Annotated in this window: 23 protein-coding genes and 2 tRNA genes; 11 read left to right on the plus strand and 14 right to left on the minus strand. The window is 70.8% G+C overall.

Annotated elements, in window-relative coordinates:
• Window positions 1-23: 23 nt before the first annotated feature.
• The 7 genes from M8445_RS05275 to M8445_RS05305 all read right to left on the minus strand — a co-directional run bounded on the left by M8445_RS05275 (window position 24) and on the right by M8445_RS05305 (window position 5,493).
• Window positions 24-455, minus strand: coding sequence for a DUF6508 domain-containing protein (locus tag M8445_RS05275; protein WP_273990188.1), 432 nt, complete (start codon window positions 453-455; stop codon window positions 24-26).
• A 92-nt stretch (window positions 456-547) separates the two neighbouring features.
• A tRNA-Phe gene (locus M8445_RS05280) sits at window positions 548-623 on the minus strand.
• 5 nt (window positions 624-628) lie between these two features.
• A tRNA-Asp gene (locus tag M8445_RS05285) sits at window positions 629-704 on the minus strand.
• A gap of 122 nt (window positions 705-826) precedes the next feature.
• Complete coding sequence (locus tag M8445_RS05290; RefSeq protein WP_273990190.1) at window positions 827-1,588, minus strand: metallophosphoesterase family protein; 762 nt, start codon at window positions 1,586-1,588, stop codon at window positions 827-829.
• 118 nt (window positions 1,589-1,706) lie between these two features.
• Window positions 1,707-2,306 carry a single-stranded DNA-binding protein gene (locus M8445_RS05295; protein WP_273990191.1) on the minus strand — a complete coding sequence of 200 codons (600 nt, stop codon included), beginning with the start codon at window positions 2,304-2,306 and terminating at the stop codon, window positions 1,707-1,709.
• Between the two features lie 132 nt (window positions 2,307-2,438).
• On the minus strand, window positions 2,439-4,892 hold the full coding sequence (locus M8445_RS05300; protein ID WP_273990192.1) for a penicillin acylase family protein: 2,454 nt from the start codon (window positions 4,890-4,892) through the stop codon (window positions 2,439-2,441).
• Window positions 4,893-5,124: 232 nt separating this feature from the next.
• Window positions 5,125-5,493 carry a hypothetical protein gene (locus tag M8445_RS05305; protein ID WP_273990193.1) on the minus strand — a complete coding sequence of 123 codons (369 nt, stop codon included), beginning with the start codon at window positions 5,491-5,493 and terminating at the stop codon, window positions 5,125-5,127.
• Between the two features lie 199 nt (window positions 5,494-5,692).
• Between M8445_RS05305 and M8445_RS05310 the strand changes: the two genes are divergently transcribed.
• The gene (locus M8445_RS05310) at window positions 5,693-6,865 is read left to right on the plus strand and encodes an MFS transporter (protein WP_273990195.1); all 1,173 of its coding nucleotides are present in this window, start codon (window positions 5,693-5,695) and stop codon (window positions 6,863-6,865) included.
• 18 nt (window positions 6,866-6,883) lie between these two features.
• Here M8445_RS05310 and M8445_RS05315 read toward each other — a convergent pair whose 3' ends face one another.
• The 6 genes from M8445_RS05315 to M8445_RS05340 all read right to left on the minus strand — a co-directional run bounded on the left by M8445_RS05315 (window position 6,884) and on the right by M8445_RS05340 (window position 13,241).
• Window positions 6,884-8,104 (minus strand): transposase, encoded by a 1,221-nt coding sequence (locus M8445_RS05315; RefSeq protein WP_273990196.1) that lies wholly within the window; start codon window positions 8,102-8,104, stop codon window positions 6,884-6,886.
• 276 nt (window positions 8,105-8,380) lie between these two features.
• A complete protein-coding gene (locus tag M8445_RS05320) occupies window positions 8,381-9,238 on the minus strand; it encodes a 4-(cytidine 5'-diphospho)-2-C-methyl-D-erythritol kinase (RefSeq protein WP_273990198.1) in 858 nt (285 codons plus the stop codon).
• Complete coding sequence (gene ispD / locus M8445_RS05325; protein WP_273990200.1) at window positions 9,235-9,891, minus strand: 2-C-methyl-D-erythritol 4-phosphate cytidylyltransferase; 657 nt, start codon at window positions 9,889-9,891, stop codon at window positions 9,235-9,237. The genes M8445_RS05320 and ispD overlap by 4 nt, the downstream gene beginning before the upstream one ends.
• On the minus strand, window positions 9,888-10,454 hold the full coding sequence (locus tag M8445_RS05330) for a UbiX family flavin prenyltransferase (RefSeq protein ID WP_273990202.1): 567 nt from the start codon (window positions 10,452-10,454) through the stop codon (window positions 9,888-9,890). Before M8445_RS05330 ends, ispD begins: the two co-directional genes overlap by 4 nt.
• A 73-nt stretch (window positions 10,455-10,527) precedes the next feature.
• Complete coding sequence (locus M8445_RS05335) at window positions 10,528-12,678, minus strand: hypothetical protein (protein ID WP_273990204.1); 2,151 nt, start codon at window positions 12,676-12,678, stop codon at window positions 10,528-10,530.
• Entirely contained in the window at window positions 12,675-13,241 is a 567-nt protein-coding gene (locus tag M8445_RS05340) for a glycerol-3-phosphate acyltransferase (protein WP_273990206.1), read from the minus strand. The genes M8445_RS05335 and M8445_RS05340 overlap by 4 nt, the downstream gene beginning before the upstream one ends.
• A gap of 93 nt (window positions 13,242-13,334) precedes the next feature.
• On the opposite strand from M8445_RS05340, the gene M8445_RS05345 reads away from it, so the two are divergent.
• Window positions 13,335-14,132, plus strand: coding sequence for a HesA/MoeB/ThiF family protein (locus tag M8445_RS05345; RefSeq protein WP_273990208.1), 798 nt, complete (start codon window positions 13,335-13,337; stop codon window positions 14,130-14,132).
• A gap of 104 nt (window positions 14,133-14,236) precedes the next feature.
• The gene (locus M8445_RS05350) at window positions 14,237-14,590 is read left to right on the plus strand and encodes an HU family DNA-binding protein (RefSeq protein WP_273990210.1); all 354 of its coding nucleotides are present in this window, start codon (window positions 14,237-14,239) and stop codon (window positions 14,588-14,590) included.
• Between the two features lie 72 nt (window positions 14,591-14,662).
• On the opposite strand, the gene M8445_RS05355 is transcribed toward M8445_RS05350, so the two are convergent.
• A complete protein-coding gene (locus M8445_RS05355; RefSeq protein WP_273990211.1) occupies window positions 14,663-15,229 on the minus strand; it encodes a hypothetical protein in 567 nt (188 codons plus the stop codon).
• A gap of 275 nt (window positions 15,230-15,504) precedes the next feature.
• Here M8445_RS05355 and M8445_RS05360 point away from each other — a divergent pair, with 275 nt between their 5' ends.
• The 8 genes from M8445_RS05360 to M8445_RS05395 all read left to right on the plus strand — a co-directional run bounded on the left by M8445_RS05360 (window position 15,505) and on the right by M8445_RS05395 (window position 22,476).
• Window positions 15,505-15,909, plus strand: a complete 405-nt coding sequence (locus M8445_RS05360; RefSeq protein WP_273990212.1) for a hypothetical protein — start codon at window positions 15,505-15,507, stop codon at window positions 15,907-15,909.
• 12 nt (window positions 15,910-15,921) lie between these two features.
• The gene (gene pth, locus M8445_RS05365) at window positions 15,922-16,644 is read left to right on the plus strand and encodes an aminoacyl-tRNA hydrolase (protein ID WP_273990213.1); all 723 of its coding nucleotides are present in this window, start codon (window positions 15,922-15,924) and stop codon (window positions 16,642-16,644) included.
• The gene (locus M8445_RS05370) at window positions 16,619-17,707 is read left to right on the plus strand and encodes a M42 family metallopeptidase (RefSeq protein WP_273990214.1); all 1,089 of its coding nucleotides are present in this window, start codon (window positions 16,619-16,621) and stop codon (window positions 17,705-17,707) included. Before pth ends, M8445_RS05370 begins: the two co-directional genes overlap by 26 nt.
• A 129-nt stretch (window positions 17,708-17,836) precedes the next feature.
• Window positions 17,837-18,394 carry a DUF4126 domain-containing protein gene (locus M8445_RS05375; protein WP_273990215.1) on the plus strand — a complete coding sequence of 186 codons (558 nt, stop codon included), beginning with the start codon at window positions 17,837-17,839 and terminating at the stop codon, window positions 18,392-18,394.
• Between the two features lie 379 nt (window positions 18,395-18,773).
• Window positions 18,774-19,145, plus strand: a complete 372-nt coding sequence (locus tag M8445_RS05380; protein WP_189066536.1) for a P-II family nitrogen regulator — start codon at window positions 18,774-18,776, stop codon at window positions 19,143-19,145.
• Between the two features lie 82 nt (window positions 19,146-19,227).
• Window positions 19,228-20,562, plus strand: coding sequence for an ammonium transporter (locus M8445_RS05385; RefSeq protein WP_273990216.1), 1,335 nt, complete (start codon window positions 19,228-19,230; stop codon window positions 20,560-20,562).
• A gap of 292 nt (window positions 20,563-20,854) precedes the next feature.
• Window positions 20,855-21,232: a P-II family nitrogen regulator gene (locus M8445_RS05390; protein WP_273990217.1), complete on the plus strand. Its 378-nt coding sequence runs from the start codon at window positions 20,855-20,857 to the stop codon at window positions 21,230-21,232.
• Window positions 21,229-22,476 (plus strand): ammonium transporter, encoded by a 1,248-nt coding sequence (locus M8445_RS05395; RefSeq protein ID WP_273990218.1) that lies wholly within the window; start codon window positions 21,229-21,231, stop codon window positions 22,474-22,476. The genes M8445_RS05390 and M8445_RS05395 overlap by 4 nt, the downstream gene beginning before the upstream one ends.
• The last annotated feature ends 203 nt before the right edge of the window (window positions 22,477-22,679 follow it).

Raw genomic sequence — 22,679 nt, forward strand, 5'->3', positions numbered from 1 at the left:
TCCCCGCGACAGAAGAGGAACGCTCAGTCCGCCGCGTCTGCCAGCTCGGCCGCGCGGCGCAGGATGCCCAGCAGCAGCCCGGACTCCCAGAACCCCAGCCGCGAACCGTCGTTGAAGCGCTCCTGCCGGGCGAAGACCGTCAGCAGCCGCGCCAGTTGCGGCGCACTGGCCTGTGCCAGCGCGGCCGGGTCGTCCCTCAGTGACCGTGCCTCATCGCCCTGAATCCATTCCGGCCACTGGAACCCATCGTCTCCATGCACCCACTGGACCTCGTCCAGGGTGCGCAGCAGGCGACCTACCTGCGGGTCGTACGCGTACCCCCGCATCTGAATCCCGCCGTCCGGCCGCACCACGGCGGGCGGCTGACCGTCCGTGAACCGGAACGCCGGGTCACTCATGACCGGCAGGAACGCCGCGACGGCGCGCAGGGCTTCCGGGGTGTACTGGGGTGTCATGGTTCCTGCATCGTACAGAGGGTCGGGCCGGGGCGTACGTGCAAGTGCGGCACAACGAAAAACCCCCACCGCTGGGGTGGGGGTTTTCTTGGTGGTGGCCAGGGCCGGACTTGAACCGGCGACCCAACGATTTTCAGTCGTTTGCTCTACCAGCTGAGCTACCTAGCCTTCCTTGGCGGTCCGGACGGGATTTGAACCCGCGACCTTCTGCGTGACAGGCAGATATGCTAACCGCTACACTACCGGACCATGGTGGAAGTTACTGCTGGTACGCTGCTGTAAAAGCAGCGGGGTTAAGGATAGCGGTGGCAGTTACGGTTGTCAACCGGGTGCGGGCCGGGCCGCCGAGGTGCGTCGGGACTGGGTGCGGGTCAGAAGGGGACGGCGCGGACGCTGATCAGCGGGTCGGGCTGTTCGGGGTTCAGCATGAGTTCCAAGTACTCGCGGCCGTGCAGGGCGTCGATCATGGCGAGGTGGTGTGTTTCGTCGAGCAGGATGCCGTCTTCGATCTGGGTGTGGCCGTACACGCCGAAGCTCAGGCCGGCCATCTGCACGTACTCGGGTGTTTCGCGGAACCAGCGTTTGGGGCTGCGGTCGGCGTAGAACAGGTCGTCGTAGTGCGTGTGGGCGGGGAGGGGGGACACGTGCGCGAACTGCACGGTGCCGACCCTGAGTTCGCGGGGGAAGGTCTGCATCCAGTGTTTCAGGTGGTCGGGCAGGTGGATGCCGCCGTGGTCCGGGTCGAATTCGGCGTGGACGAGGCCGCCGCTGGTGCCGAGCATGAAGCTGGTGTTCAGGACGGCGTCGTCGTGGTTGCCCAGGATGATGTGAATGGCGTGCGGCGCGGCGTTCTGGTACTCGCGCAGGCGGTCGAGGTGCTTGACCTGTTCGCGCGCGGCGAGGAACAGGTGGTCGGGGTCCCTGTGGTCGAAGCGGGGCAGGCCGGTCAGGCGGCTGTACTCGCGGTCGTTCTTGGGGTGCACGAGGTCGCCGATCAGGACGACCTGATACAGTCCGGCCTGCACGGGCGGGGTGGGCTGGCCGTTCGCGTCGGCGCAGCTGGCGGCGCGCAGGGCGGCCCAGAGGGTGTCGAAGTCAGCGTGCACGTCACCGAAAGCCAGGAACTTCCGCATCGGTTGTCAGTGTACGGGATGCCGGCCGGCCTTCCCCCAATAGGGGCTGGCCGGGCCGTTACGCGTCCCTTGAGGGTCCGGCGTGAGCCGGCGCGCCGGGCTTCATACGGACTCCGTTTCAGCCTTTGAGGATGGAGTGCAGTTCCTTGTAGATGGCGCGGCTTTCTTCCAGCGTTTCGCCGTAGCCGCGCATGAGGATGCGGGCAGCCTCGCCGCCGCGCCCGGCGACTTTCAGTTGCTCGAGGAGGTCCTCGATGTGCCGCCGCGCTTTTTCCATCTGCGGGTCGCGGGGCGGCGCGGGGGGCAGGGGGCGTTCGGGCAGGTCGGCGGGGGCGGGCGTGTCGGTTTCCAGTTCGGTGGTGTTCGCGCCGTCTTCCGGGTCGTACTCGACCCAGACGGGGTCGCTGGTGGGGCGCACGCCGTAGCTGCGGGCCATCTCGGCCAGCGCGGCCAGTTTCGCGTCCGGCAGGGTGTGCGCGGTCGCCAGTCCCTCGCGGGCGGTGCCGTGCACGGTCAGGCGGGCGCGCACGACGGGCGGCGTGACGCTGTCGCACGCCCAGGTGAGACTCCAGGCGGGGTCGATCTGGTCGAGGTGCGGGGCGAGCACGTCGAGGTCCGGGGCGAGGGTCACGCGGGCCTGATCGTCCCGGACGGTCAGGGTGGCCCAGGCGGTCATGCTGGCGCGCAGGGCGTCGCGCACGCGGTGAGGTTCAGCCATGCCCTGGAGTGTACCGGGTTGCCCGCGCCGCAACTGTCTTCCGTGAAGGCACGCCCCCCGCCCGCAGGGAACGCCCCCGCCTTCCCGCCGCGTGGGCGTGGGGAGGTCGGGGGCGCAGGGGGGACGGGAACTTCAGGGCTTCAGGGTCAGGGTGCTCACGCGGCCCCAGTCGGCCTGATCGGTACTCATGGGCAGGTACTCCCCGGCAATCCAGCGGGGTTGCTGGTCGGCGGCGTGCGCGCCCAGCGGGTTGCCGTCCTGGCCCAGGCTGCCTATGAACACGCTGTCGTTGGGGTTGGCGAGGTCCACGACCTGCCGGTAACTGGGGCCGTGGGTCTGCCGGAAGGTGCCGTGTTCGGGCCGGGCGACGTTCACGGTGTTCGTCCCGCCGGGCGTGGGGGCCGAGTGGTTGAACAGCCACGCCAGGGCCTGCACGTTCCCGAAGGCGCGGTGGTTGCTGGCGACCGTGTGCAGTCGCCCGTACGTCCAGGTCTTCATGTCGGGTCCGAGGCGGCCTTGCAGGTCGGCCAGGGCAGTGTCCAGCGTGCGGGTCAGCAGGGCCGCGCAGTCGCCCTGGCCGTTCACGGCGCACAGTTCGCCGCTCCCGTCCGCTTCGCGCAGCTGGTTCAGAACGGACAGGCTGTTCATGACGGTGTCGGTGCCCAGTTCGTCGCGCCCCATTTCCTGCAACTGCATCAGCCACGCCTCGAACAGGGTGGCAGGCACGCTGCCGGTCGTCTCGTTGCCGTCCCAGGCCCGCAGTTGCTCCAGTGCCTGCCGCGCCCGGTCGCTGCCGGGGCGGGTGGCCAGCAGCGGCCCCCTCAGGTCCGCCCAGACGAGGCTGGTGGTATCCAGTTGCACGCGCTGCACGTCCGGCACGGTCAGTTTCCCGGCGGCGCTCAGCAGGTCCGTGATGCGCTGGGCGCGGTACGGTTCGGCCCAGTTGCGGTCGTTGCCCAGCGCGCGCGAGCCGGGGCCGGGCACCACCTGATTGTTTGCCGTGACGACCAGCCCGTCGGCGGGGTTCAGGGTGTGCGGTAACTGCTCGAAGGGAATGAAGCCCTGCCACTCGCGGCTGCCGTCGCCACTGACGGGCAGGCTGCCGTCCCAGCCGCTACGGATGGGCACGCGGCCCGGCGCGTAGTGCCCGGTGTTGCCGTCCACGTCGGCGTACACGAAGTTCTGGCTGGGCGCCACGTACGAGCGCAGCGCGCCCGTGAAGTCCGCCCAGTTCTGCGCGTAGTTCAGGCCCAGGAAGGCGTCCATGGTCGTGTCGCCGCCTTGCAGGGCCGTCCACTTCAGGGCCACGCGCGGCCCCACGGTCCTCGCCCCGGCGTCACTGATGATCGGCCCGTGCGCGCTGCTGCGGACCGTCAGGGTCACGTCCGGCTGGCCCTTGACCCGGATGACCTCGCGGCGGCTGGTCAGGGGCGCGTCCTCGGGTTCGATGTACAGGTCCTGCACGTCCGGGTTCACGTTCGTCACGCCCCACGCCACGCGGTCGTTGCGGCCGATCACGATGGCCGGCAGGCCCGGAATGCTGGCCCCGATGGCCTTCAGGCGGTCACCCTGCACGTCCGCGAGGTACCACAGCATCGGCGCGGTCAGGCCCAGGTGCGGGTCGTCCGCCAGGATGGGTTTTCCGCTCGCGGTGCGGCTCCCGGCGATCACCCAGTCGTTGCTGCCCTTGCCCGGCACGGCCTGCATGCCCAGGGCCCGCGCGGCCAGCAGGTGCGAGCGCAGCGCCTGCACGGTCTCCTGCGGCAACCCTGGCCCCTGCGGCGGGGCCACCTGTGACCCGCCCGCCTGCGTCCCGTCCGTTCCAGAACTGACGGCGCCGGTCAGGGACTGCGCCGCGCCGGTCAACTCGTCGGCGCTCAGGATGGTCGGTGCGCCCGCCGGGTACGGGGCCGTCACCTGATTCAGGCCGTCCTCGCCGAGCGCGCGGACCACCTGCGCGCCCAGCACTTCTTCCTCGTAGTTCCCGCCCAGGTCGAAGGCCATCAGTTTGCTCCAGGAGACGCTGTCCACGTCCTGCCAGGGTTCCGGCGTGTAGCCCAGAATCCGGAATTCCAGTGCGGTTTTCCCCTGCGCCTGCGCGGCGTTCACGCCCGCCGTGTACGCCCGGATCAGCGCGCGGGACTGCGCGGACAGGGCCGGCAGGGCCGCCTGGGCCGCCCGCCCGAACCCCCAGGTGCGCAGGAAACGGTCCTGTTCCAGCGCCGCCCCGCCCAGCACCTCGGACAGGCGGCCCTGCGCCACGCGCCGCTGGAAGTCCATCTGCCACGCGCGGTCCTGCCAGTGCACGAAGCCCAGCGCGTACACGGCGTCCGCGTCCGTCGCGGCGCGGATGTGCGGCACGCCCCAGGCGTCACGCGTGACCGTGACCGGCCCCGACACCCCGGCGACCGTCACGGCCCCACTGCGCTGCGCTCCGGAGGTACTTTTCAGCCACGCGAACGCGCCCCCGCCCGCCAGCAGCAGCAGCGCTGCCAGCCCCAGCAGCCCTCTGCCCAGCAGCGCCCACGGGGAGCGCCTGCGTTTCTTCTCGTTCCGACCTGCCCGGTCTGCCTGCCCCTGCGTCATGTCCAGCCTCCCTCAAGGTGACAGCCGGAGCGAGCGCCCGGCGGCGGCTCCAGCGTTCCTGTGATTGTCGATGCCGGCAGCATAGCGCCCGTGCCCGCCGCGCCCCACGACAAAGCCCCCAGTCGGGAACTGGAGGCAGGGGCAAGCAGCAGTGAAGCGGCGAGGGTAAAGCTGAGGGGAGGCGGGGGGGGCGCAGCAGGACCAGCCGGACAGGGGAAAGCTGGTCAGCGGATCAGAACACCTCGTCCTGAAGGGCGCGGTTCGCGGCGGCGCGGCGCGGGTGCGTCGGCAGGCGCTCGGTCAGCATCAGCAGGCCCTGCGCGCCCGCGTGCGTCAGGCTGTTCAGGAACGCCCCGGCGACCGGCGTGTCGAAGCACGGCTGCGGGTCCGGCAGCGTGCAGTCCAGCACGCAGAACTCGAAGGCGCTGTCCGGACCGGCCGGGCGGGTCACGGCCGCGCCGTACCCGTTCATGAACCGGAACACCAGCAGTTCGCCCTCCGGCAGGGTGTGGCGCTGCGGGGCGTGCAGCAGTTGCGGGAAACTCGTTTCGGGCGTCAGTAACGCCGGATGAAGGGTGAACTCGGGGGGATGCAGCGTCATGGGCACACTCCTGTCACCCGCCGGGAGAACGGTGAGGCGTCCGGGAAGCGGGATGCGTTGATTGATGACCGGCGAGCCGCAGCTCTCAGGGGTGATCCTGTCCCCGCACGCTACGCCCGCAGGACTTACGGGTCACTTACGGCCAGCAATCCTCAAGGTCAGTCAGGGAACCGCGCCGGCCGGCCTTACAATCGGCCCTGTGTTATGGCTGCGGCCCCTGACCATGCTGCGGCTCCTGGCCCTGCTGACCCTGTGCGAGACCGTGCGCACCGGGCTGTTCGTGTCGGCCCTGCCGGTCAGCGGTCCCGGCCTGGGCCTGAGCGCCGCCGTGATCGGCGTGATGGCCGGCGTGCACTACCTGGCCGACGCGCTGGCCAAGGGCCCCGGCGGGCTGCTGGTGCAGCGCTGGGGTCTGGGCGCCGCCCTGCTGCCGGGGCCGCTGCTGGGCCTGCTGGCGCTGCTGCTGGCCCGCTTCTGGCCGTACCCGGCGAGCGGCGTGCTGGCCTGCGCCGCCTGGGGCCTGGGGTATGCGGCGCTGTGGCCGGGCGTCATGAGCGCCTCGCAGGCGCTGGCCGTACCGGGCCGCACCGCCCGCGCCCTGACGGTCAGTAACCTCAGTGTCGCGCCCGCCATCCTGACCGGCGCGCTGATCGTCGGGCCGCTCATGCGAACCCACCCGGACGCCACCTGGAACGCCCTGCTGGCCGCGCAGCTCCTCGCGGCCGGGCTGGCCCTGAGCCTCGTGCGGCTGCGCCTCTCCTCGCCCGCAGCCCCCCCGGGCACGCCCGTGCCCGCGTGGCGGGACTGGCAGCGCGTGGCGGCCCTGCTGCCCGCCGCGTTCGTGCAGACCCTCGCGCCGGCCCTGCTGACCACGGTCCTGTACCCCCTGCTGGACCGCCTGAACCTGAGCCTGCGCGACCTGCTGCTGCCCGGCGCGCTGGCCCTGACCACCTTCGGCCTGAGCGTCTGGCTGATCGGCCGCCGCGCCGACCGGGGCCACCCGCGCCGCGCCCTGCTGCCCGGCCTGCTGCTGCTGGCCGTGACCTTCGCGCTGGCCGCCGTGCCCGGCATGACCGCCCTGCTGCTTCCGCTGGGCGCCCTGGTCGGCCTGGGCTACGGCGCGTTCATCACCGGCTGGAACGGACTGGTCGCCCGCACCCTCCCCGAAGGCCAGCAGGCCGCCGCGTGGGGCACCGTCATGGCCGTCGAGGCGCTCGGGTACGCCATCGGGCCCGTGCTGGGCGGCGCGGCGTGGCAACTGGCGGGCGTGACCGGCGTGTTCAGCCTCGGCGCGGCCGTGTTCCTCAGCGCCCTGCTGTACGACCTGGCCCGCCACCGCAGCAGACGCGCCGCGATGACCGGACCGGCCTGATCAATGGTGCGGACAGGTTCAAGCGGCTTTAACGCCAAGATCCAGCGGTCTGGACGGATGTTCCTCCAATTCGACAAATCGCTGTGACAAACCCAGATTGGCCATAATTCGCGAGGCGAACAGCCGGTTAAACGCACGCCGCTTCACATCCTCGTACGAAAACGCCACCACGCCAGCCGGTCTGCCCAGATGGGCAGACCGCTCCAGTAGATACTCCGCACGACCCAGCGACAACGCGAAACACACTGCGTTCCAGTGATTCTCCAGCCCCGTCGTCGACCGGAGCTGGCAGGTCGTCAACCCCGCGAACTGCTTGGCATCACGGAAGACGAACTCCAGCTGGAACCGGGCGCTGTACAGCGCCCGGATCTCCTGTGCCGGCATGGTCGTATCCGTGCTGCACAGGACTACATGGGCCTTCACCTGACCCTTCCGGTCGAGACGCTCGATCACCACCACCCGCAGAAAGCGGGCGAAGTGAGGGGCCCACACCACCCGCGTCCACACGCGCTCCTGAGCGTCACCCGGAACGCTCTGCCAGCCGCTCCAGTCTTTGAAGTCGACCTTGCCACCCCACTTCCGCCGGGCACCCCGGCGTGTGGGATGCGCGCCAGTGAACGGGTAGAGCAGGTTGGCATTCGACTGGAGCTTGGTGACGAAGGCGATCTGTTCGGCGTGGATGGCGTCCATGAACATCTTCTTGGCGTACTGACCGTCAGCAACCACCGCGCGCAGTTGGCCGGACAGCCCGTCGAGTCGCCGGGTGAAGACGTCTTTCAGTTGCTCCAGATACTGTTCCAGGCGATCCGCCCGGTCCTGTTTGGGCCGGGTCTGACGGACGTCCAGCGGGAAGGCATGCTGTCCGGTGAGGCTGATCAGGGCCAGGCAGGATAACTCCAGTCCGGTGTCGGAACGGCTCGCAGAGCCGTTCCAGAACGCCCCGAGCCCTTCGGTGTTCTTGCCTGACTTGGGGATGAAACTGGCGTCGATGGCCAGGATGAACCGTGAACCGAGAACACCCCAGCGAATCAGGAGTCGCACCAGTCCCCAGTGGAGTTCTCCCCAGGGCAGCGTCTCGTGCATCCATCGGCGGAAGGTGCGCTCGTCCCACTCGCTGTAGCGGCTGAAGTTCCTGGCGTTGACCCGACCTGGAATGGCTTGCCAGAGGGGAATGAGGTGAGCGAAGAAGCGGGTTTGATGGGCTGGCAGTCCGAGGAAGAGCAGCAGCATTGGTAACATGGGGTCAGGTCTCCTTGCGGTGGTGTCGTTTCAACTTCACCGTACAGGAGACCTCTTCCTTGAACCCCTCAAAAGTGTCCGCACCATTGCTGATACGGATTCCGTCTGTTTCGTTGACAACCTGCCAACGCGCCGGGTTGCCAACTCCACGCCCGGAACCCGTTTCTCTCCTGCTCGCTCCGCTCGGGTTGAAAGTTTTTGCAAACCTTTCAACCGGAGTCCGTATGACCCACGCCCCGGAACCCGTTTCGCGTCTGCGCGCGTCCGGGTCCGTACTTACAGCGTGCGCGTGGCCTGCACCCACCAGTGCGGGTACTGCCGGGCCAGGGCGTGCGCGGCGTCGTGCGCGTGGGCGTCGTCGCGCGCCAGGGCGAAGCAGGTGCTGCCCGAACCGCTCATCAGGGCCGAGTGCAGTCCGGCGGTCTCCAGGGCGCTCAGGGCCTCGCGGACGGGCGCGTGGCGGGCAGCGACCGGTCCCTGCAGGGCGTTCAGGTACGGCACGGGACGGCCTCCGGTCAGGGCGTCCAGGATGGCCTCGGTGTCCAGGGCGGGCGTGAAGGCTTCCTCGGCGTCCAGCCACGCGTAGGCGTCGCGGGCGCTGACCTCCACGCCGGGGTTCACGAGGACCAGCGGGACGGGCGGCACGGGCAGCGGGTCCAGGATCTCGCCCACGCCGGACGCCACGGCGGCGCGGCCCAGCAGGAAGAACGGCACGTCCGCGCCGAGTTTCAGGGCCAGCGCCGGCAGGTCCACGCGCGCCGGGTACAGGCGCGCCAGGGCCATCAGGGTGGTGGCGGCGTCGCTGCTGCCGCCGCCCAGCCCGGACGCCAGCGGCAGGCGCTTGTGCAGCGTGATGGCGGCGCCGCCGGGGTGGCCGGCGGCGTCCAGGTACGCGCGGGCGGCGCGGAACACCAGGTTGCGTTCGTCGGTCGGCAGGTCCGCGCCTTGCACGCTCAGGGTCAGGGTGTCGGCCGGGGCGATGTCCAGGTCGTCCCCGACGTTCAGCGGAACCATCAGCGAGTGCAGTTCGTGGTACCCGTCGGCGCGCAGGTCCCGGACGCTGAGGCCCAGGTTCACCTTCGCGGGCGCGAAGTACGTGACGGGCAGGGCAGGGTCGGCGGGAACGTGGCTCATGACGCCTCAGCATCCCACACCCGCGCCAGGGCCTGCGCGATCAGCAGGTCGCCGGGTGTGGTGACTTTCAGCAGGCGGGCGTCGCCGGGCACCAGGGCCACGGGCTGCCCCGCGCGGGCGATCAGGCCCGCGTCGTCGGTGGCGGCGTGGGCGTCGGCCAGCGCGGCCTCGTGCGCGGCGATCAGGGCCGCGCGCCGGAAGGCCTGCGGGGTCTGCACGGCCCACAGGCCCTCGCGGGGCGTCAGGGTACCCCAGCCGCCCGTCTCGCTGGCCCGCACCAGCGTGTCGGCCACGGGCAGCGCGGCGGTGGCGGCCCCGACCTCCTGCACGGCGGCCAGCAGGTCGCGGATCACTCGCGAGGGCAGGAAGGGCCGCGCGGCGTCGTGAATCAGGACCACGTCGGCGTCCGTGGCGCGCAGCAGCGCCAGCACGCTCGCCTGCCGCGTGTCGCCGCCCAGCACGGACCTGCCCGGCACGTCGCCCGGCAGGTCCAGCCCGGCCGGCAGGGCGATCAGGACCTCGTGCACGTGCGGGGCGAGCGCGGCGGCCGAGCGGCCCAGCAGCGTGCGGCCCTCGACCGGCACGAACGCCTTGGGGCCCAGGCCCAGGCGGGTGCCGGACCCGGCCGCCGGGATCAGCGCCGCGACCTTCACGGCGTGTCCTCACGCCAGCGCTGGAAACCCGGCACGTCCAGCCCAAACTGATCGAGCACCCGCGCCGTCACGAAGTGCAGCAGTTCCTCCACGCTGCGCGGCGCGTGGTAGAAGCCTGCGCTGGCCGTCATGACCGTCGCGCCCGCGTCGTGCGCGGCCAGCATATTCAGCAGCGCCGGGCGCGGCAGCGGATCCTCGCGCAGCACCAGCACCAGCGGGCGCCGTTCCTTGAGGGTCACGTGCGCCGCGCGGGCCAGCAGGTTGTCCGCGAAGCCGTGCGCGACCTTCGCCAGCGTGCCCGCGCTGCACGGCACGATCAGCATGCCGTCCGTGCGGAACGACCCACTCGCCACGCCCGCCGCGAGGTCCCGGTCGTCATGCACGTGCGAGGCCAGCGCCGTCAGGTCCGGCAGTTGCGGCCCGCTGCCCTCGGCCGTCATGACCCGCTTGGCGCCGCTGGACACGATCAGGTGCGACTCCACGTTCAGGTCATGCAGGGCGTGCAGGACCGCGTGCGCGTACGGAATGCCGCTTCCACCGGAAACACCGACCACCAGCTTCATGCGCGCACCCTAGCAGGGCCGCCGCCGGGCGCGCTGTACGCCTGCACCCAGCGGCCACGCCCAGAATGGAGCTTCAGGGAGTGGCTTGCGGTTCGGCATCCGGGTCGTCGCGCCGCACCCGCCGCGCGTGCCGCACCTCGGCTGTCACGAAGGTCAGGGTGTTCAGCACGTACGTCAGGATCAGGGCGCTCAGCAGCGCCGCCTGCGACCCCGCCTGCTCCAGGAACGGCAGGTTCGGGAAGAACACCAGCCCCGTCGCGGGGGCCAGCGCCGCCATCACGCTGCCCCACGACAGCAGCAGCATCCCGCCCCAGGGGCTGTCCAGCACGCCCGCACCGGGGAGCGCCAGGGCCAGCAGCCGGAAGCCCGGCGGGCGCGAGCGGCGCAGCGGCGTGACCGTGCGCGGCAGCAGCAGCGCCAGCGCCAGCAGCGCCGTCAGGGCTGCCGATGCCAGCAGCGCCGCCGACACCCGCGTGCCCACCGCCGGGTTGCCCAGCAGGCCCGCCGGGTCACTCAGGGCCGCGCGCAGCGTGACGCTCAGGTCGCCCGTGACGGCCCGCGTCACGCTGCGCTGGTCCGGGTAGCACAGGCGCGGCTCGCCCGGACGGTTGGTCCGCTGGAACTCCAGGGACGCCAACCCCGGATTCAGGCCTAGGTTGAACGCGGCGGCACTCAGGTCCGGGTTGTCCGACAGCGCCGCGCGGTACAGTTCGCGCGCCTGCGGTTCGTCGCCGCGCACCTGTGCGATCACGCCCAGGTTGTTGCGGGCGCAGGCGTCGGGCAGCGCCTGCGTGTACAGCGTGCGCGCCAGGCTGTTGTCGCCGTCCAGCTGCGCGGCCAGCCCGCTCAGCAGCGCGGCGTCCGGGCCGGGGCGCAGCGTCAGGTTCGCCAGCTGCGCGTTCCACCAGCCGCCCCCGTACGTGCCGCTGGACAGCGCCGGGGACTGCAACTGCACGCTGACCTGACTGGCCCACTGCACGCCGCCCACCGCGCCCACCAGCGCCGCGCCCAGCAGGGTCAGCAGCAGCCGCTCGCCGGGCGACGCGTACGCCACGAACACCCGCCGCGCCCGCGACAGCGGATGCCGCAGCCACGAGCGGTACCGGCCGCCCAGCGCGCGGGTATCCTCCCGCTGGGCGGGCCACGCGCGGGCCGCCACGGTCAGCAGGGCCGCCAGCAGCGTCAGCAGCAGTGCCGCCGCTGTCAGGCGCGCCGCGCCGCGCACGCTGTTCAGGCCCTCGGGACCCAGGTTGTACAGCGTGCCGCCGCGCAGGGACCGCGTGAACTGCCGCCACTCCTCGGCCTCACCCTCGCGGCCCTGCTGTTCCAGAATCTGCGCGTAGCGGGCGTACAGCGCCGGGCCGCCCTGAAAGCGGGGGTGCAGCTCGCGCAGGTACGTCATCCAGATGTCCGCGCGGGCCAGCCGGTTCTGTTCCAGCAGCGTGCCCACGTACCCGCTGGGATTCCCGAACGCGCCCAGCGCCGACCGGGAGATCGGGATGTCCGGGTCCACGCCGCGCGCCGCTGCGTCCCGCCGCGCCCGGTCCAGCGCCAGGTCCGCCGCCGACGGGAAGCCCGCGCCGTCCAGCCGGGCCGCCAGCTGCACCCAGGCCGGGAACGGCACGCTGACGTTCAGGGCGCGCCGCACGGCACTCAGGGCCGCGTACGGGTCACCCGGACTGGCCTGCGCCTGCCGCAACGCCAGGAACGGATTCAGCGGGTCCTGCGCGGCCGCCGCCTGCACGTCGGCGGGGAGCACGCTGTCGGCGGCGCGGGCCAGCCAGCCGGTCACGGTCGCGTCGGGCGGGAACACCACGCGTTCCTGCACACTCAGGGTGCCGGTCTCGCCGGACAGCGTGAAGCGTTCGTTCACGCCGCTCAGTTGCGTCGTCACGCGCACAACGCCCCCCGAGGCGTCCAGCGAGGTGACCAGTCCCGGCAGGTCCGCGCGGCCCAGCGGCGTGCCCGTGGCGCTGCTGTACGCGAACACCACCGGCCCCACGCCCAGGTACACGGTCTCGCCGACTTCCAGCGGCCCGGACAGGCTGCCCAGCGCGTCCGGGTACGAGCGGGACCACAGCAGCTGCGCGCCGTTCTCGGAGCGCAGCGTGCGGTCCTCCAGCACGGCCGTTCCCTGCGCCGTCCCGGTCAGCCCGGCGGTCAGCAGGCCCACCAGCAGCGCGCTCCGCCGGCCGCGCCGCACCCCGCCGCGCCGCACGTTCACGCGGGCCCTGCCGGGCGCAGCAGCAGGTGCAAGCTGCGCGCCGCCATGGCCGCCCCGCCCGCCAGCAGTTCCGGCAGGCCCCCGTACCGCGCGGCCACCAGTAGTCCCACCGGCACGGCCACCGCCGCCGCGAACGGCACGGCGTTCAGGCCCACGCGCCGCTGCCCCCACGCCCGGTACGCCGGAATGACCAGCGCGGCCGTGCCCAGCAGGGCCAGCAGCGTCAGCGGCGCCAGGACCGCCAGCGCCCCCAGCAGCGGCGCGATGCCCGCCCCACCCCGGAACCGGAAGAACACCGGGTAACAGTGCCCCAGCACCACGCCCAGCACGGCCAGCCAGCCCAGTTCCGGAGCAAACTGCCGTGCGATCAGGGCCGCCAGCACGCCCTTCAGGATGTCGCCGCCCGTCACCAGCGCCGCCGCCGCCGCGCCGTACTGCCGGTACGTGCCGCTCCCGCCGGGCAGGTCACGCTCGCGGATGTCCGCGCCTCGCGCGCGGGAGTACAGCACGCCCGACACCAGCGAACCCAGCAGGTAGGAGGACAGCAGGATCAGGGCGGGCATACGCGCGGCATTCTACCCGGCTTCCGCACGGTGCCGCCCGGTGCGGAAGCGGATGGACCGGTGGCTGGCGGGGCCGGGTTCTACACTCGGCGCATGACCGATCCCGTCCGCCCGCCCGACCCTGACCTGACCAGCCCGGGTCTGACTCACTCTGGCCTGACCCGTACCGAGTTGCGCCGTTACTCCCGGCAACTGCTGGTGCCCGAGTGGCTGGACGCCGGGGCGCAGGAGCGCGTGCGGGCGGCCTCGGTGCTGGTCGTGGGGGCGGGCGGGCTGGGCGGCCCTGTGTGCGTGGCGCTGGCCGGGGCGGGCGTGGGCCGCCTGATCATCGCGGACGACGACACGGTGGACCTCAGTAACCTGCACCGGCAGACGCAGTTCACGCTGGGCGACGTGGGGCGCGCCAAGGCGGCCGTCACGGCGGCGCGCGCGCAGGCCATCAACCCGTTCGTGGCGGTGCAGGCCGCGCCCCGCCTGAATGCTGCCAACGTGCACGCACTGCTGGCGCAGGCGGACCTGATCATCGACGCCACCGACAACTTCGAGACGCGGTACCTGATCGCGGATACCTGCGCCGCGCTGGGCCGCGAGTGGGTGTGGGGCGCGGCCAGCGGCACCAGCGGCATGGTCAGCGTGTTCGGCCCGCACCTGGGCTTGCGGCAGCTGTTCCCGGAGGCGGGCGACGACCTGTCCTGCGACGAGTCGGGCGTGATCGGCCCGGTCCCGGCGGTGGTGGGGAACCTGATGGCCCTGGAGGCCCTGAAGGTGCTGGGGGGGGTGGGCGAGCCGCTGCGCGGGCGACTGTGGACCTTCGACGCCCTGAGCGCCCGCACCCGCACCCTGAACCTGCGGCCTCCCACCGGCCCGGCAGCGGGGGAGGAGGGGGGCTGACGTTCGCCTGGGGCGGCGTTCACCGCTTGACGGGTATCAATAGTGTGTTAGTGTTCATTTGAGCCAAAAATTCATTGCTCAATTCAGTTCCCGGAGGTTCCCGCATGGCCAAGAGCACCAAGCCCGCCGCGAAGAAACCCGCCACCCGCCCGGCCAAAGCCGCCCCGAAGGCTGCCGACGCCGGGAAGATCGCCAAGACGCAGATCATCGACATGGTCGCCGAGCGTACCACCCTGAACAAGAAACAGGCGGGCGAGGCGGTCAGCACCCTGGTCGACTGCGTGATCGGCGCGCTGCGCAGCGGCACCAGCGTGGGACTACCGGGCCTGGGAACGCTGAGCATCGCACAGACCGCCGCCCGGACCGGCGTGAAACCCGGCACCAGCGAGCGCATCACCATTCCCGCCGGGAAGAAGGTGCGCTTCAAGGTCGCCACCACCCTCAAGGGCGACCTGTAACAGCCGCCTGACCGCCAGTTGGGCCAGAGGGGGGCCGGGACCGCGTGTCCCGGCCCCCCTCTGTTGTCCCTGTTACGGGTGTCCTGAGCGGCGGGGGCGGCCCAGCCACTGTTCCAGTTGCCCGCCGGGGTGCAGGCGGTGGGCGTGCAGGGTCACGCGGGCGTGCGGGTCCAGCCCCTGTTCCAGCCACTGGGGCAGGGGCAGGCGGTCGAGTTCGTCGGCGAGGTTCAGCTGTTCGCGCACCTGCCCGGCCTGCACGACCAGCAGGGTGCCGTTCGTCCAGTTCAGCAGGGCGCGTCCCAGCGCCGCCGGGGCCTGCGGGCGGGGCGTGCCGGGCAGCATCAGGGCGTGCCGGGCCAGTTCCAGGGGAACGCCGCGCAGCGTGCCGCCGTCACTCCAGGGGGAGGCGCGCACCTGCCGCCCGGCGCAGCGGTAGGTCAGGTGTGCACCCAGCAGGCGGGCGCTGTCGTGCAGCACGGCGCCCAGCGTGTCTGGGGGGGTGCGGGCGTGCAGGTGCAGCAGCCGGGCGTCCAGGCGGCCCAGGGCCGCGCCGCGCATCTCGGCCGCCCACTGCGGCGGGTAGAAGGCGACGGTCAGGTGGGTGCTGGGGCCGCCCTGCTGGGCGGGATGGGAATCCATGCGTACCTTCCAGGGGGGTGTGCGAGAGGACGGTGGGGTGAAGCGGTGAGCGTGAAGGTGGCGGGCCGGTCGGTGGCAGCAGGCAGTGGCCGCCCAGGGCGCGCCGTGGGGTTGAGTTGTGGATGCCCCCATGCTGACACGTCCGGCGGCCCGGGTGTGCCGCAGGCACCGGGCGCCCGCGCGTGCACCCGCATGGGTCACCCCCGCACGGCACCCGCGTGAAATGGTGGGGGCGGGCGTGGGTGGCGGCGCGCGCCCCTGCTACCCTGCTTTGCATGACTGACGCTGCTGTTCGCGCGAAACTCACGGCCCTCGTTCCGGCCCTGCGGCATTTTCACGCCGCGCTGCTGGACTTCACGAAAAGTGATTACGAGTTCCTGAACGGCCCGGTCGGTGGGCCGTTCGAGCTGTACTCGCTGGTGATGAACCACCCGCAGTTCCAGTGGCTGCGGCCCCTGTCGGGCCTGATGGCCACGCTGGACGAGGTGCTGGACGCTAAGGACACGACCCTGACCGAACGGAACGTGACCGACATCCGTCAGGCGCTGGGACTGCTGTTCGCCGAGACCGACACGCGCTTCGCGGAGTTCCGGGGCGGATACAACCGCGCCCGCACGGACCTGCGTGTCCGCGAGACCGAGGCGAAGTGGCGCGAGATCCTGCACAGCCTGGAAGCCTGAGGACCGCCGCCCGTGAAACTGGTGGTGGGCCTGGGCAATCCGGGGGTTGGGTACGCGCAGACGCGGCACAACGTGGGCTGGCTGGTCGTCGACGAGGTCGCGCGCCGCGCCGGGGCCACGTGGCGCAAGGAAGGCAAGGACGCCGAGGTGGCCGAGGTGCGCCTGGGACCGGGGGCGGGCGAGAAGGTGCTGCTGGTCAAACCGCTGACGTTCATGAACGCGTCGGGCAAGGCGGTCACGCCGCTGATGTCGTTCTACAAGCTGGACGGCGCGGACCTGCTGGTCGTGCAGGATGACCTGGACAGTCCGTTCGGGCTGCTGAAGCTCCGCATGGGTGGGCGGCACGGCGGGCAGAACGGCCTGCGGGACATCATCCGGCTGCTGGGGCACGAGGCGTTCGCGCGCCTGAAGATCGGCATCTCGCGGCCCCCGGCGGGCTGGGCGGTGCCGGACTGGGTGCTGAGCCGCTGGCGTGAGGAGGAGAAGGGTGACCTGACCGAACTGGTGCGGCTGGGCGCGAACGCCGTCGGGGTCTGGGCGGCGTCCGGGCTGGCTGAGGCGCAGGGGCAGTTCAACGGCACGGACCTGCGCCCGCCGCCTCCACCCCCACCCCCGAAACCGGCATCCCCGAAACCCGCGCCTGCGTCCGTCCCGTCAGCAGGGACCACGCCGGTCAGCGCGCCGGGCGGGGCGGGGCATACTGGCGGGCATGTCGAAAACCCGGAAGAAGGATAGGAAGGCTCCCTCCGTCCCCGAACTGCGCCTGGACGTGCTGATGCACCTGTCGGACCTGCCCGGCGTGCCCGGACAGGAGGACGCCGTGCGTGACTTCGTGCTGGCCGAACTGGAAGGACTGGCCGACGAGGTCCGCGTGGACGCCATGGGCAACGTGATCGCCCGCCGCGCCGCCCGCCCGCCCAGGAAGGGCGAGGTGGCCGAGCGCGTGATGATCAGCGCGCACATGGACGAGATCGGCTTCCTGGTGCGCTTCATCGACGACCGGGGCTTCCTGCGCGTGCAGGCGCTGGGCGGTTTCGACACCCGCAACCTGTTCGCGCGTGACGTGACCGTGCACGCGCGCGGCGGGGCGCTGCCCGGCATCCTGACGCCCGGCGGCAAGCCCGTGCACATCGCGACTCCTGAGGAACGCAAGAAGATCCCGGAAGTCAAGGAGTTCTTCATCGACCTGGGCCTGAGCGCCGACGAGGTCCGCGCGCAGGTGCGGATCGGGGACATGGTCACGCTGGATCAGTCGGCCCGCCGGGTCGGGCGGCTGGTGTGCGGCAAGGCCATGGATGACCGCGCCAGCGTGTTTCTGCTGCTCGAAACGCTGCGCGCCCTGCGCGGCCAGGACCTGCGGCACGAACTGATCGCGGTGTTCAGCACCCAGGAGGAGGTCGGTCTGCGCGGCGCGATCACCGCCGCGTACGGCGCTGAGCCCACGGTTGGCATCGGTCTGGACGTGACACTGGCTGTCGACACGCCCGGCGTGGCCCCGGACGAGGCCGTGACGCAGGTGGGCCAGGGCATCGGCATCAAGGTGTTCGATTCCAGCATGATCTCGCACCGCGCGCTCGTCGAGCAGTTCTGGGATCTGGCGCAGGACCGGGGCATTCCCGCGCAACTGGAGGTGCTGGCCCTGGGCGGCACGGACGGCGCGGCCATCCAGCGCAGCCGGGGCGGCGTGCCCACCCTGACCCTCAGCCTCCCCACCCGCTACATCCACACCGTCGTGGAGGCCGTGCACGAGACCGACCTGCGCGCCGGGGTGGACCTGCTGGTCGCGTACCTGCGCTGACACGAGCCCGCCCCTCCCCCCGGACTTGCACTGCCCGGACTTTCACGGTCTGGCCTCCACTGCCCCCGGTGGGGCCGGAAGCCGGGGGGGGTGGAACGCCCCCTCACGGCGGCGCGTACTGTGGGGCGTATGGAACTGCTCTCCGGTCTGCTGTCCTCGCTGGGCCTGTCGGGCGCGGCGGGCCTGAACGCCTTCGTGCCGCTGCTGCTGGTGGGCCTGCTGTCCCGTTTCGGGGTACTGGGCCTGAATGAACCCTTCGACCTGCTAGGCAACACCTGGGTGCTGGTGGGCATAGGTGTGCTGGGCCTGCTGGATTTCGTGGGCGACAAGATTCCGGGTGTGGATCACGCGCTGCACCTGCTGGGCGGCGTGGTGAACACGGCGGCCGGCGCGGTGCTGTTCGCCTCGCAGTCCGGCGTGGCCGACATACCCCCGGCCCTGAGCATGGCGCTGGGCCTGATCGTGGCGGGCGGCGTGCACGCCACGCGCACGGCGGTGCGGCCGGTGGCGACCGCCACGACTGGCGGCCTGGGGAACCCGGTCGTCAGCGGTGTCGAGGACGGTACGAGTGTGCTGCTCAGCGTGCTGGCTGTGTTCGCGCCGGTGCTGGGAGCCGTGCTGCTGGCCGTGGTGGTCGTGCTGGCCGTGCGCTTCTGGACAAGGCTGCGGCCCCACCGGTTGGTGTAGGTCCGGCTGCGCTGTAGGCCCGGCAGAGGGTGCGCGGGCTGCACACCTACAGACACCAGAACACCTGATGGCGCGGCCGTCCTTTTCCCGGGGACGGCCGCGCGCCTGTGTTGTGCGGTGGCCGCAGGGGAGGGGAGAGGGGGCTAAGGGCTGGCGCCTGCCACGATTTCGTTCAGCTGCCGTGCAATCTGTACGTGAAATTCGGTCGCACGGGCAGCCCTGGGCCAACAGAACGCGTTTTTAGGGGAAGATGACGCAATCCGTCCGGCGAAATCTAGCCAAATTGTCAGAAATATTTTGACATTCTGCACATCTGTCTCTAAGCTCGGGGTATGCAGGGATGCAACCACTGCAAATTGAGCTGCAAAAAGGAGACGCCATGAAACTGGTCACGGCTGTCATCAGGCCCGAGAGGGTCCAGCAGGTGAAAGAAGCGCTGTTCCAGGCCGGTATCAGCGGCATCACGCTCTCCCGCGTCAGCGGGCACGGCGGCGAACAGGAGATCGTGGAGCACTACCGCGGCACCCGCGTCATGGTCGAGTTCCGTGACAAGGTCGAAGTCCGCATGGCCGTCAGCGAACCCTTCGTGCAGGCCGCCATCGAGGCCATCTGCAAGGGCGCCCGGACCGGCGAGGTCGGCGACGGCAAGATCTTCGTGCAGTCCCTGGACCGCGTGGTCCGCATCCGCACGGGCGAGGAAGGGACGGCGGCCCTGACGCCCGTCACCGAAACCCGCCTGGCTCCGGCCTGAACCAACCCGGCCCGACCCAACCCGGCCTGACCCGCCCCCCCTTCGGATCTCCCGACTTCAGGCCCCTCCAAGGAGAGTGACCATGCTGACCACCCCCACCCGAACCCCCCGCGCCCGCCTGGGTGCGCTGCTGCCCCTGGCTGTCACGCTGGGCGGCGCGGCCCTCGCGCAGACCGAGGCGCCCAAACTGGATACCGGCGACACCGCCTGGATGATCGTCGCCTCGGCCATGGTCCTGCTGATGACGCCCGGCCTCGCGTTCTTCTACGGGGGCCTGAGCCGCACCCAGAGCGTCCTGAACACCATGATGATGAGCGTCGTGTGCATCGGTCTGGTCGGCGTGCTGTGGATGCTCGGCGGGTACTCGATCGCCTTCGCGCCCGGCGGGAACGCCTTCTTCAGCGGGCTGTCCAACGCGGGCTTCAGCGGCCTGGCGGGGCAGCTGACCGGCACGATTCCCTCGTACATCTTCGCGGCCTTCCAGGCCATGTTCGCCATCATCGCCGTCGCCCTGATCAGCGGGGCCGTCATCGAGCGCATGCGCTTCGGGGCGTTCGTGCTGTTCGGCGGCCTGTGGAGCCTGCTGATCTATGCCCCGCTGGCCCACTGGGTCTGGAACGCCGACGGCTGGCTGTTCAAGATGGGCGCGCTGGACTTCGCGGGCGGCACCGTGATCCACATCGCCGCCGGCGTCAGTGGCCTGGTGGCCGCCTCGGTGCTGGGCGCCCGCATCGGCTTCCCCAAGACCGCGCACGTTCCGCACAACGTTCCCTTCGTGCTGCTGGGCGCCGGTCTGCTGTGGTTCGGCTGGATGGGCTTCAACGCCGGCAGCGCCCTGGCCGCCAACCAGACGGCCGCACTGGCCTTCATGACCACCCTGATCGCCCCGGCCGCCGCCATGCTGACCTGGCTGGGCCTGGAAAGCGTGCGGAACGGCAAACCCACCGCCGTGGGCGCCGCCACCGGACTGGTCGTGGGTCTGGTTGCCATCACGCCCGCCTGCGCTTTCGTCAGCCCCGCCGCCTCGGTGATCGTGGGTGTGCTGGGCGCCGCCGCGAGCTTCGCCGCTGTGCAGATGAAAAACCGCGTGAAGGCCGACGACGCCCTCGACGTGTTCGCCTGCCACGGGGTGGCCGGCATCGTGGGGGCCGTTCTGACCGGCGCGCTGGCCTTCACCACCGGCAGCGGCAAGCCCTGGGGTGAGCAGATGCTCATCCAGCTGATCGGAGTGGTGGCCGCCATCGTCTGGACTGGCCTGGGCACCTTCATCCTGCTGAAGCTGGTGGGTCTGGTCATGCCGCTGCGCGTCCCGGTCGGCCAGGAAATCGCGGGCATCGACATCAGCGCCCACAGCGAGCAGGGTTACTCCGACAGCGAGACGGGCCTGGGCGCTCCGGTGTTCGTCGGCGGCGACTGAATCCAGATTCCAGTTCCGCCTTCCCGCTCCTGCTGAATCTTCTGAACCCTCCACGCGGGTCCCGTCCGGAATTCTGACCCGGCCCGCACTGACAATCAGACCCTCCACGTTTGGCCGGCCCCTGACCGCATCCCCAGGGGCCGGCCCTCTGCTGCCCTGGCGTCCGGCCGGGCGTGGCAATCAGCACTTTCTCCCGTTTCGGTCTGCCGATTTTATGGATTAAGCTGCAAAACGTTCACGCGTTTCTGGACAACCTTCCGGTTTGGCCTTGACAGATCGTTACCTTGTGTTCATGAAACTGGTCACGGCAGTCGTCAGACCCGATCGGGTCCAGCAGGTCAAAGAAGCGTTATTCCAGGCCGGCATCAGCGGCATCACGCTCTCACGCGTCAGCGGGCACGGTGGCGAGCAGATCGTCATCGAGCACTACCGGGGCACGCGCGTCATGGTGGAATTCCACGACAAGGTCGAGTTCCGCATGGCCGTCAGCGAACCGTTCGTGCAGGCCGCCATCGACGCCATCTGCCGGGGTGCGCGCACCGGAGAGGTCGGCGACGGCAAGATCTTCGTGCAACCCCTGGACCGCGTGATCCGCATCCGCACCGGTGAGGAGGACGCCGCCGCACTGACGCCCGTCACCGAGACCCGCCTCAGCCCGGGTCAATTGTGAACGGCGCCGACACCGCCTTCATCCTGCTGGCCTCCGCACTGGTCCTGCTGATGACCCCGGGCCTCGCCATCTTCTACGGCGGGCTGGTCCGCGCCCAGAGCGTGCTGAACACCATGATGATGAGCTTCGCCGCTATGGGCGTCGCCAGCGTCGCCTGGGTCGCCGTGGGGTACACCCTGGCCTTCGGTCCCGGCGGGAACGCCCTGATCGGCGGCCTGTCCCAGGTGGGTCTGAACGGCACCGCCGGAGAGCTGACCGGCACCATTCCCACCCCGCTGTTCGCGGTATTCCAGATTCTGTTCGCGGTGATCACGCTGGCCGTCGTGAGTGGCAGCGTCGTTGAGCGCATGCGCTTCCCGGCGTTCGTGCTGTTCGGCGCGCTGTGGGTGCTGGTCGTGTACGCCCCGCTGGCCCACTGGGTCTGGAGCAGTGACGGCTGGCTGTTCAAGCTGGGCCTGCTGGATTTCGCGGGCGGCACGGTCGTCGAGGTCGCCAGCGGCGTCAGCGGACTGGTCGCCGCGCTGGTCCTGGGCTCCCGCCTGGGCTACCCGCGTGTGGCGCACGTACCGCACAGCGTGCCGCTGGTTCTGCTGGGCACCGGGCTGCTGTGGGTCGGGTGGCTGGGCTTCAACGCGGGCTCCGCACTGGCCGCCAACGGTGTGGCCGCCTCCGCCCTGCTGAACACCAACACGGCCGCCGCCGCCGCGCTGCTCACCTGGATGCTGTGGGATCAGGTGCGGGGCGGCAAACCCACCGCCATCGGCGCGGCCACCGGCGCGGTTGTCGGACTGGTCGCCGTGACGCCCGCCTGCGGCTTCGTGACGCCCGGCGGCGCGCTGCTGATCGGCGCGGTGGCCAGCACCGTCTCGTTCTTTCTGGTGGCCAACAAGCACCGCCTGTTCCCGGACGACGCGCTGGACGTGTTCGCCTGCCACGGCGCGGCCGGCATCGTGGGCACCCTGCTGACCGGCGTGCTGGCCAGCCCCGAGATCAACCCCGCCGGGACGGGCCTGCTGGCCGGAAACGCCGGTCAGGTCGGCGTGCAACTGCTGGGCATCGTGGCGGCGGCGGCCCTGGCGGGCAGCGGCACTTTCGTGCTGCTGAAACTGGTCGCGCTGATCACGCCCCTGCGCCTCAGCGAACGCGACGAGACGCTGGGCATCGACCTGGCCGAACACCAGGAGGAAGGCTACCAGGAGGCGCAGAGCCCGCTGGCCGCGCCCGTCTTCGTCGGCAACGACTGATACAGGCTCCGATTGAATGGTTTGTAAAAACCGTTCAATCCGAGCGGACGCGAGTGGGAGCAGGACGGATTCCGGGCGTGGAGTTGGCAACCCGGTGCCCTGCCGGGTTGTTAACGAAACAGACGGAATCCGTATGACCTGTACGCACCCTGGGGTCATGAAGAGGCAGTACCGGAAAGTTCCGGTGCTGCCTTCCTCTGTTA

The organism is Deinococcus aquaticus (assembly GCF_028622095.1).
Lineage (GTDB): Bacteria > Deinococcota > Deinococci > Deinococcales > Deinococcaceae > Deinococcus > Deinococcus aquaticus.

Bases quoted from the DNA above. Each gene is read 5' to 3' on its own strand.
- M8445_RS05385 (WP_273990216.1), top strand. From the start codon at position 19,228: ATGCTGACCACCCCCACCCGAACCCCCCGCGCCCGCCTGGGTGCGCTG.
- M8445_RS05295 (WP_273990191.1), bottom strand. From the start codon at position 2,306: ATGGCTGAACCTCACCGCGTGCGCGACGCCCTGCGCGCCAGCATGACC.
- M8445_RS05350 (WP_273990210.1), top strand. From the start codon at position 14,237: ATGGCCAAGAGCACCAAGCCCGCCGCGAAGAAACCCGCCACCCGCCCG.
- M8445_RS05320 (WP_273990198.1), bottom strand. From the start codon at position 9,238: ATGAGCCACGTTCCCGCCGACCCTGCCCTGCCCGTCACGTACTTCGCG.
- M8445_RS05360 (WP_273990212.1), top strand. From the start codon at position 15,505: ATGACTGACGCTGCTGTTCGCGCGAAACTCACGGCCCTCGTTCCGGCC.
- M8445_RS05330 (WP_273990202.1), bottom strand. From the start codon at position 10,454: ATGAAGCTGGTGGTCGGTGTTTCCGGTGGAAGCGGCATTCCGTACGCG.
- M8445_RS05390 (WP_273990217.1), top strand. From the start codon at position 20,855: ATGAAACTGGTCACGGCAGTCGTCAGACCCGATCGGGTCCAGCAGGTC.
- M8445_RS05355 (WP_273990211.1), bottom strand. From the start codon at position 15,229: ATGGATTCCCATCCCGCCCAGCAGGGCGGCCCCAGCACCCACCTGACC.
- M8445_RS05375 (WP_273990215.1), top strand. From the start codon at position 17,837: ATGGAACTGCTCTCCGGTCTGCTGTCCTCGCTGGGCCTGTCGGGCGCG.
- M8445_RS05340 (WP_273990206.1), bottom strand. From the start codon at position 13,241: ATGCCCGCCCTGATCCTGCTGTCCTCCTACCTGCTGGGTTCGCTGGTG.
- M8445_RS05305 (WP_273990193.1), bottom strand. From the start codon at position 5,493: ATGACGCTGCATCCCCCCGAGTTCACCCTTCATCCGGCGTTACTGACG.
- M8445_RS05380 (WP_189066536.1), top strand. From the start codon at position 18,774: ATGAAACTGGTCACGGCTGTCATCAGGCCCGAGAGGGTCCAGCAGGTG.
- M8445_RS05290 (WP_273990190.1), bottom strand. From the start codon at position 1,588: ATGCGGAAGTTCCTGGCTTTCGGTGACGTGCACGCTGACTTCGACACC.
- M8445_RS05345 (WP_273990208.1), top strand. From the start codon at position 13,335: ATGACCGATCCCGTCCGCCCGCCCGACCCTGACCTGACCAGCCCGGGT.
- M8445_RS05370 (WP_273990214.1), top strand. From the start codon at position 16,619: ATGTCGAAAACCCGGAAGAAGGATAGGAAGGCTCCCTCCGTCCCCGAA.
- M8445_RS05315 (WP_273990196.1), bottom strand. From the start codon at position 8,104: ATGTTACCAATGCTGCTGCTCTTCCTCGGACTGCCAGCCCATCAAACC.
- M8445_RS05300 (WP_273990192.1), bottom strand. From the start codon at position 4,892: ATGACGCAGGGGCAGGCAGACCGGGCAGGTCGGAACGAGAAGAAACGC.
- M8445_RS05275 (WP_273990188.1), bottom strand. From the start codon at position 455: ATGACACCCCAGTACACCCCGGAAGCCCTGCGCGCCGTCGCGGCGTTC.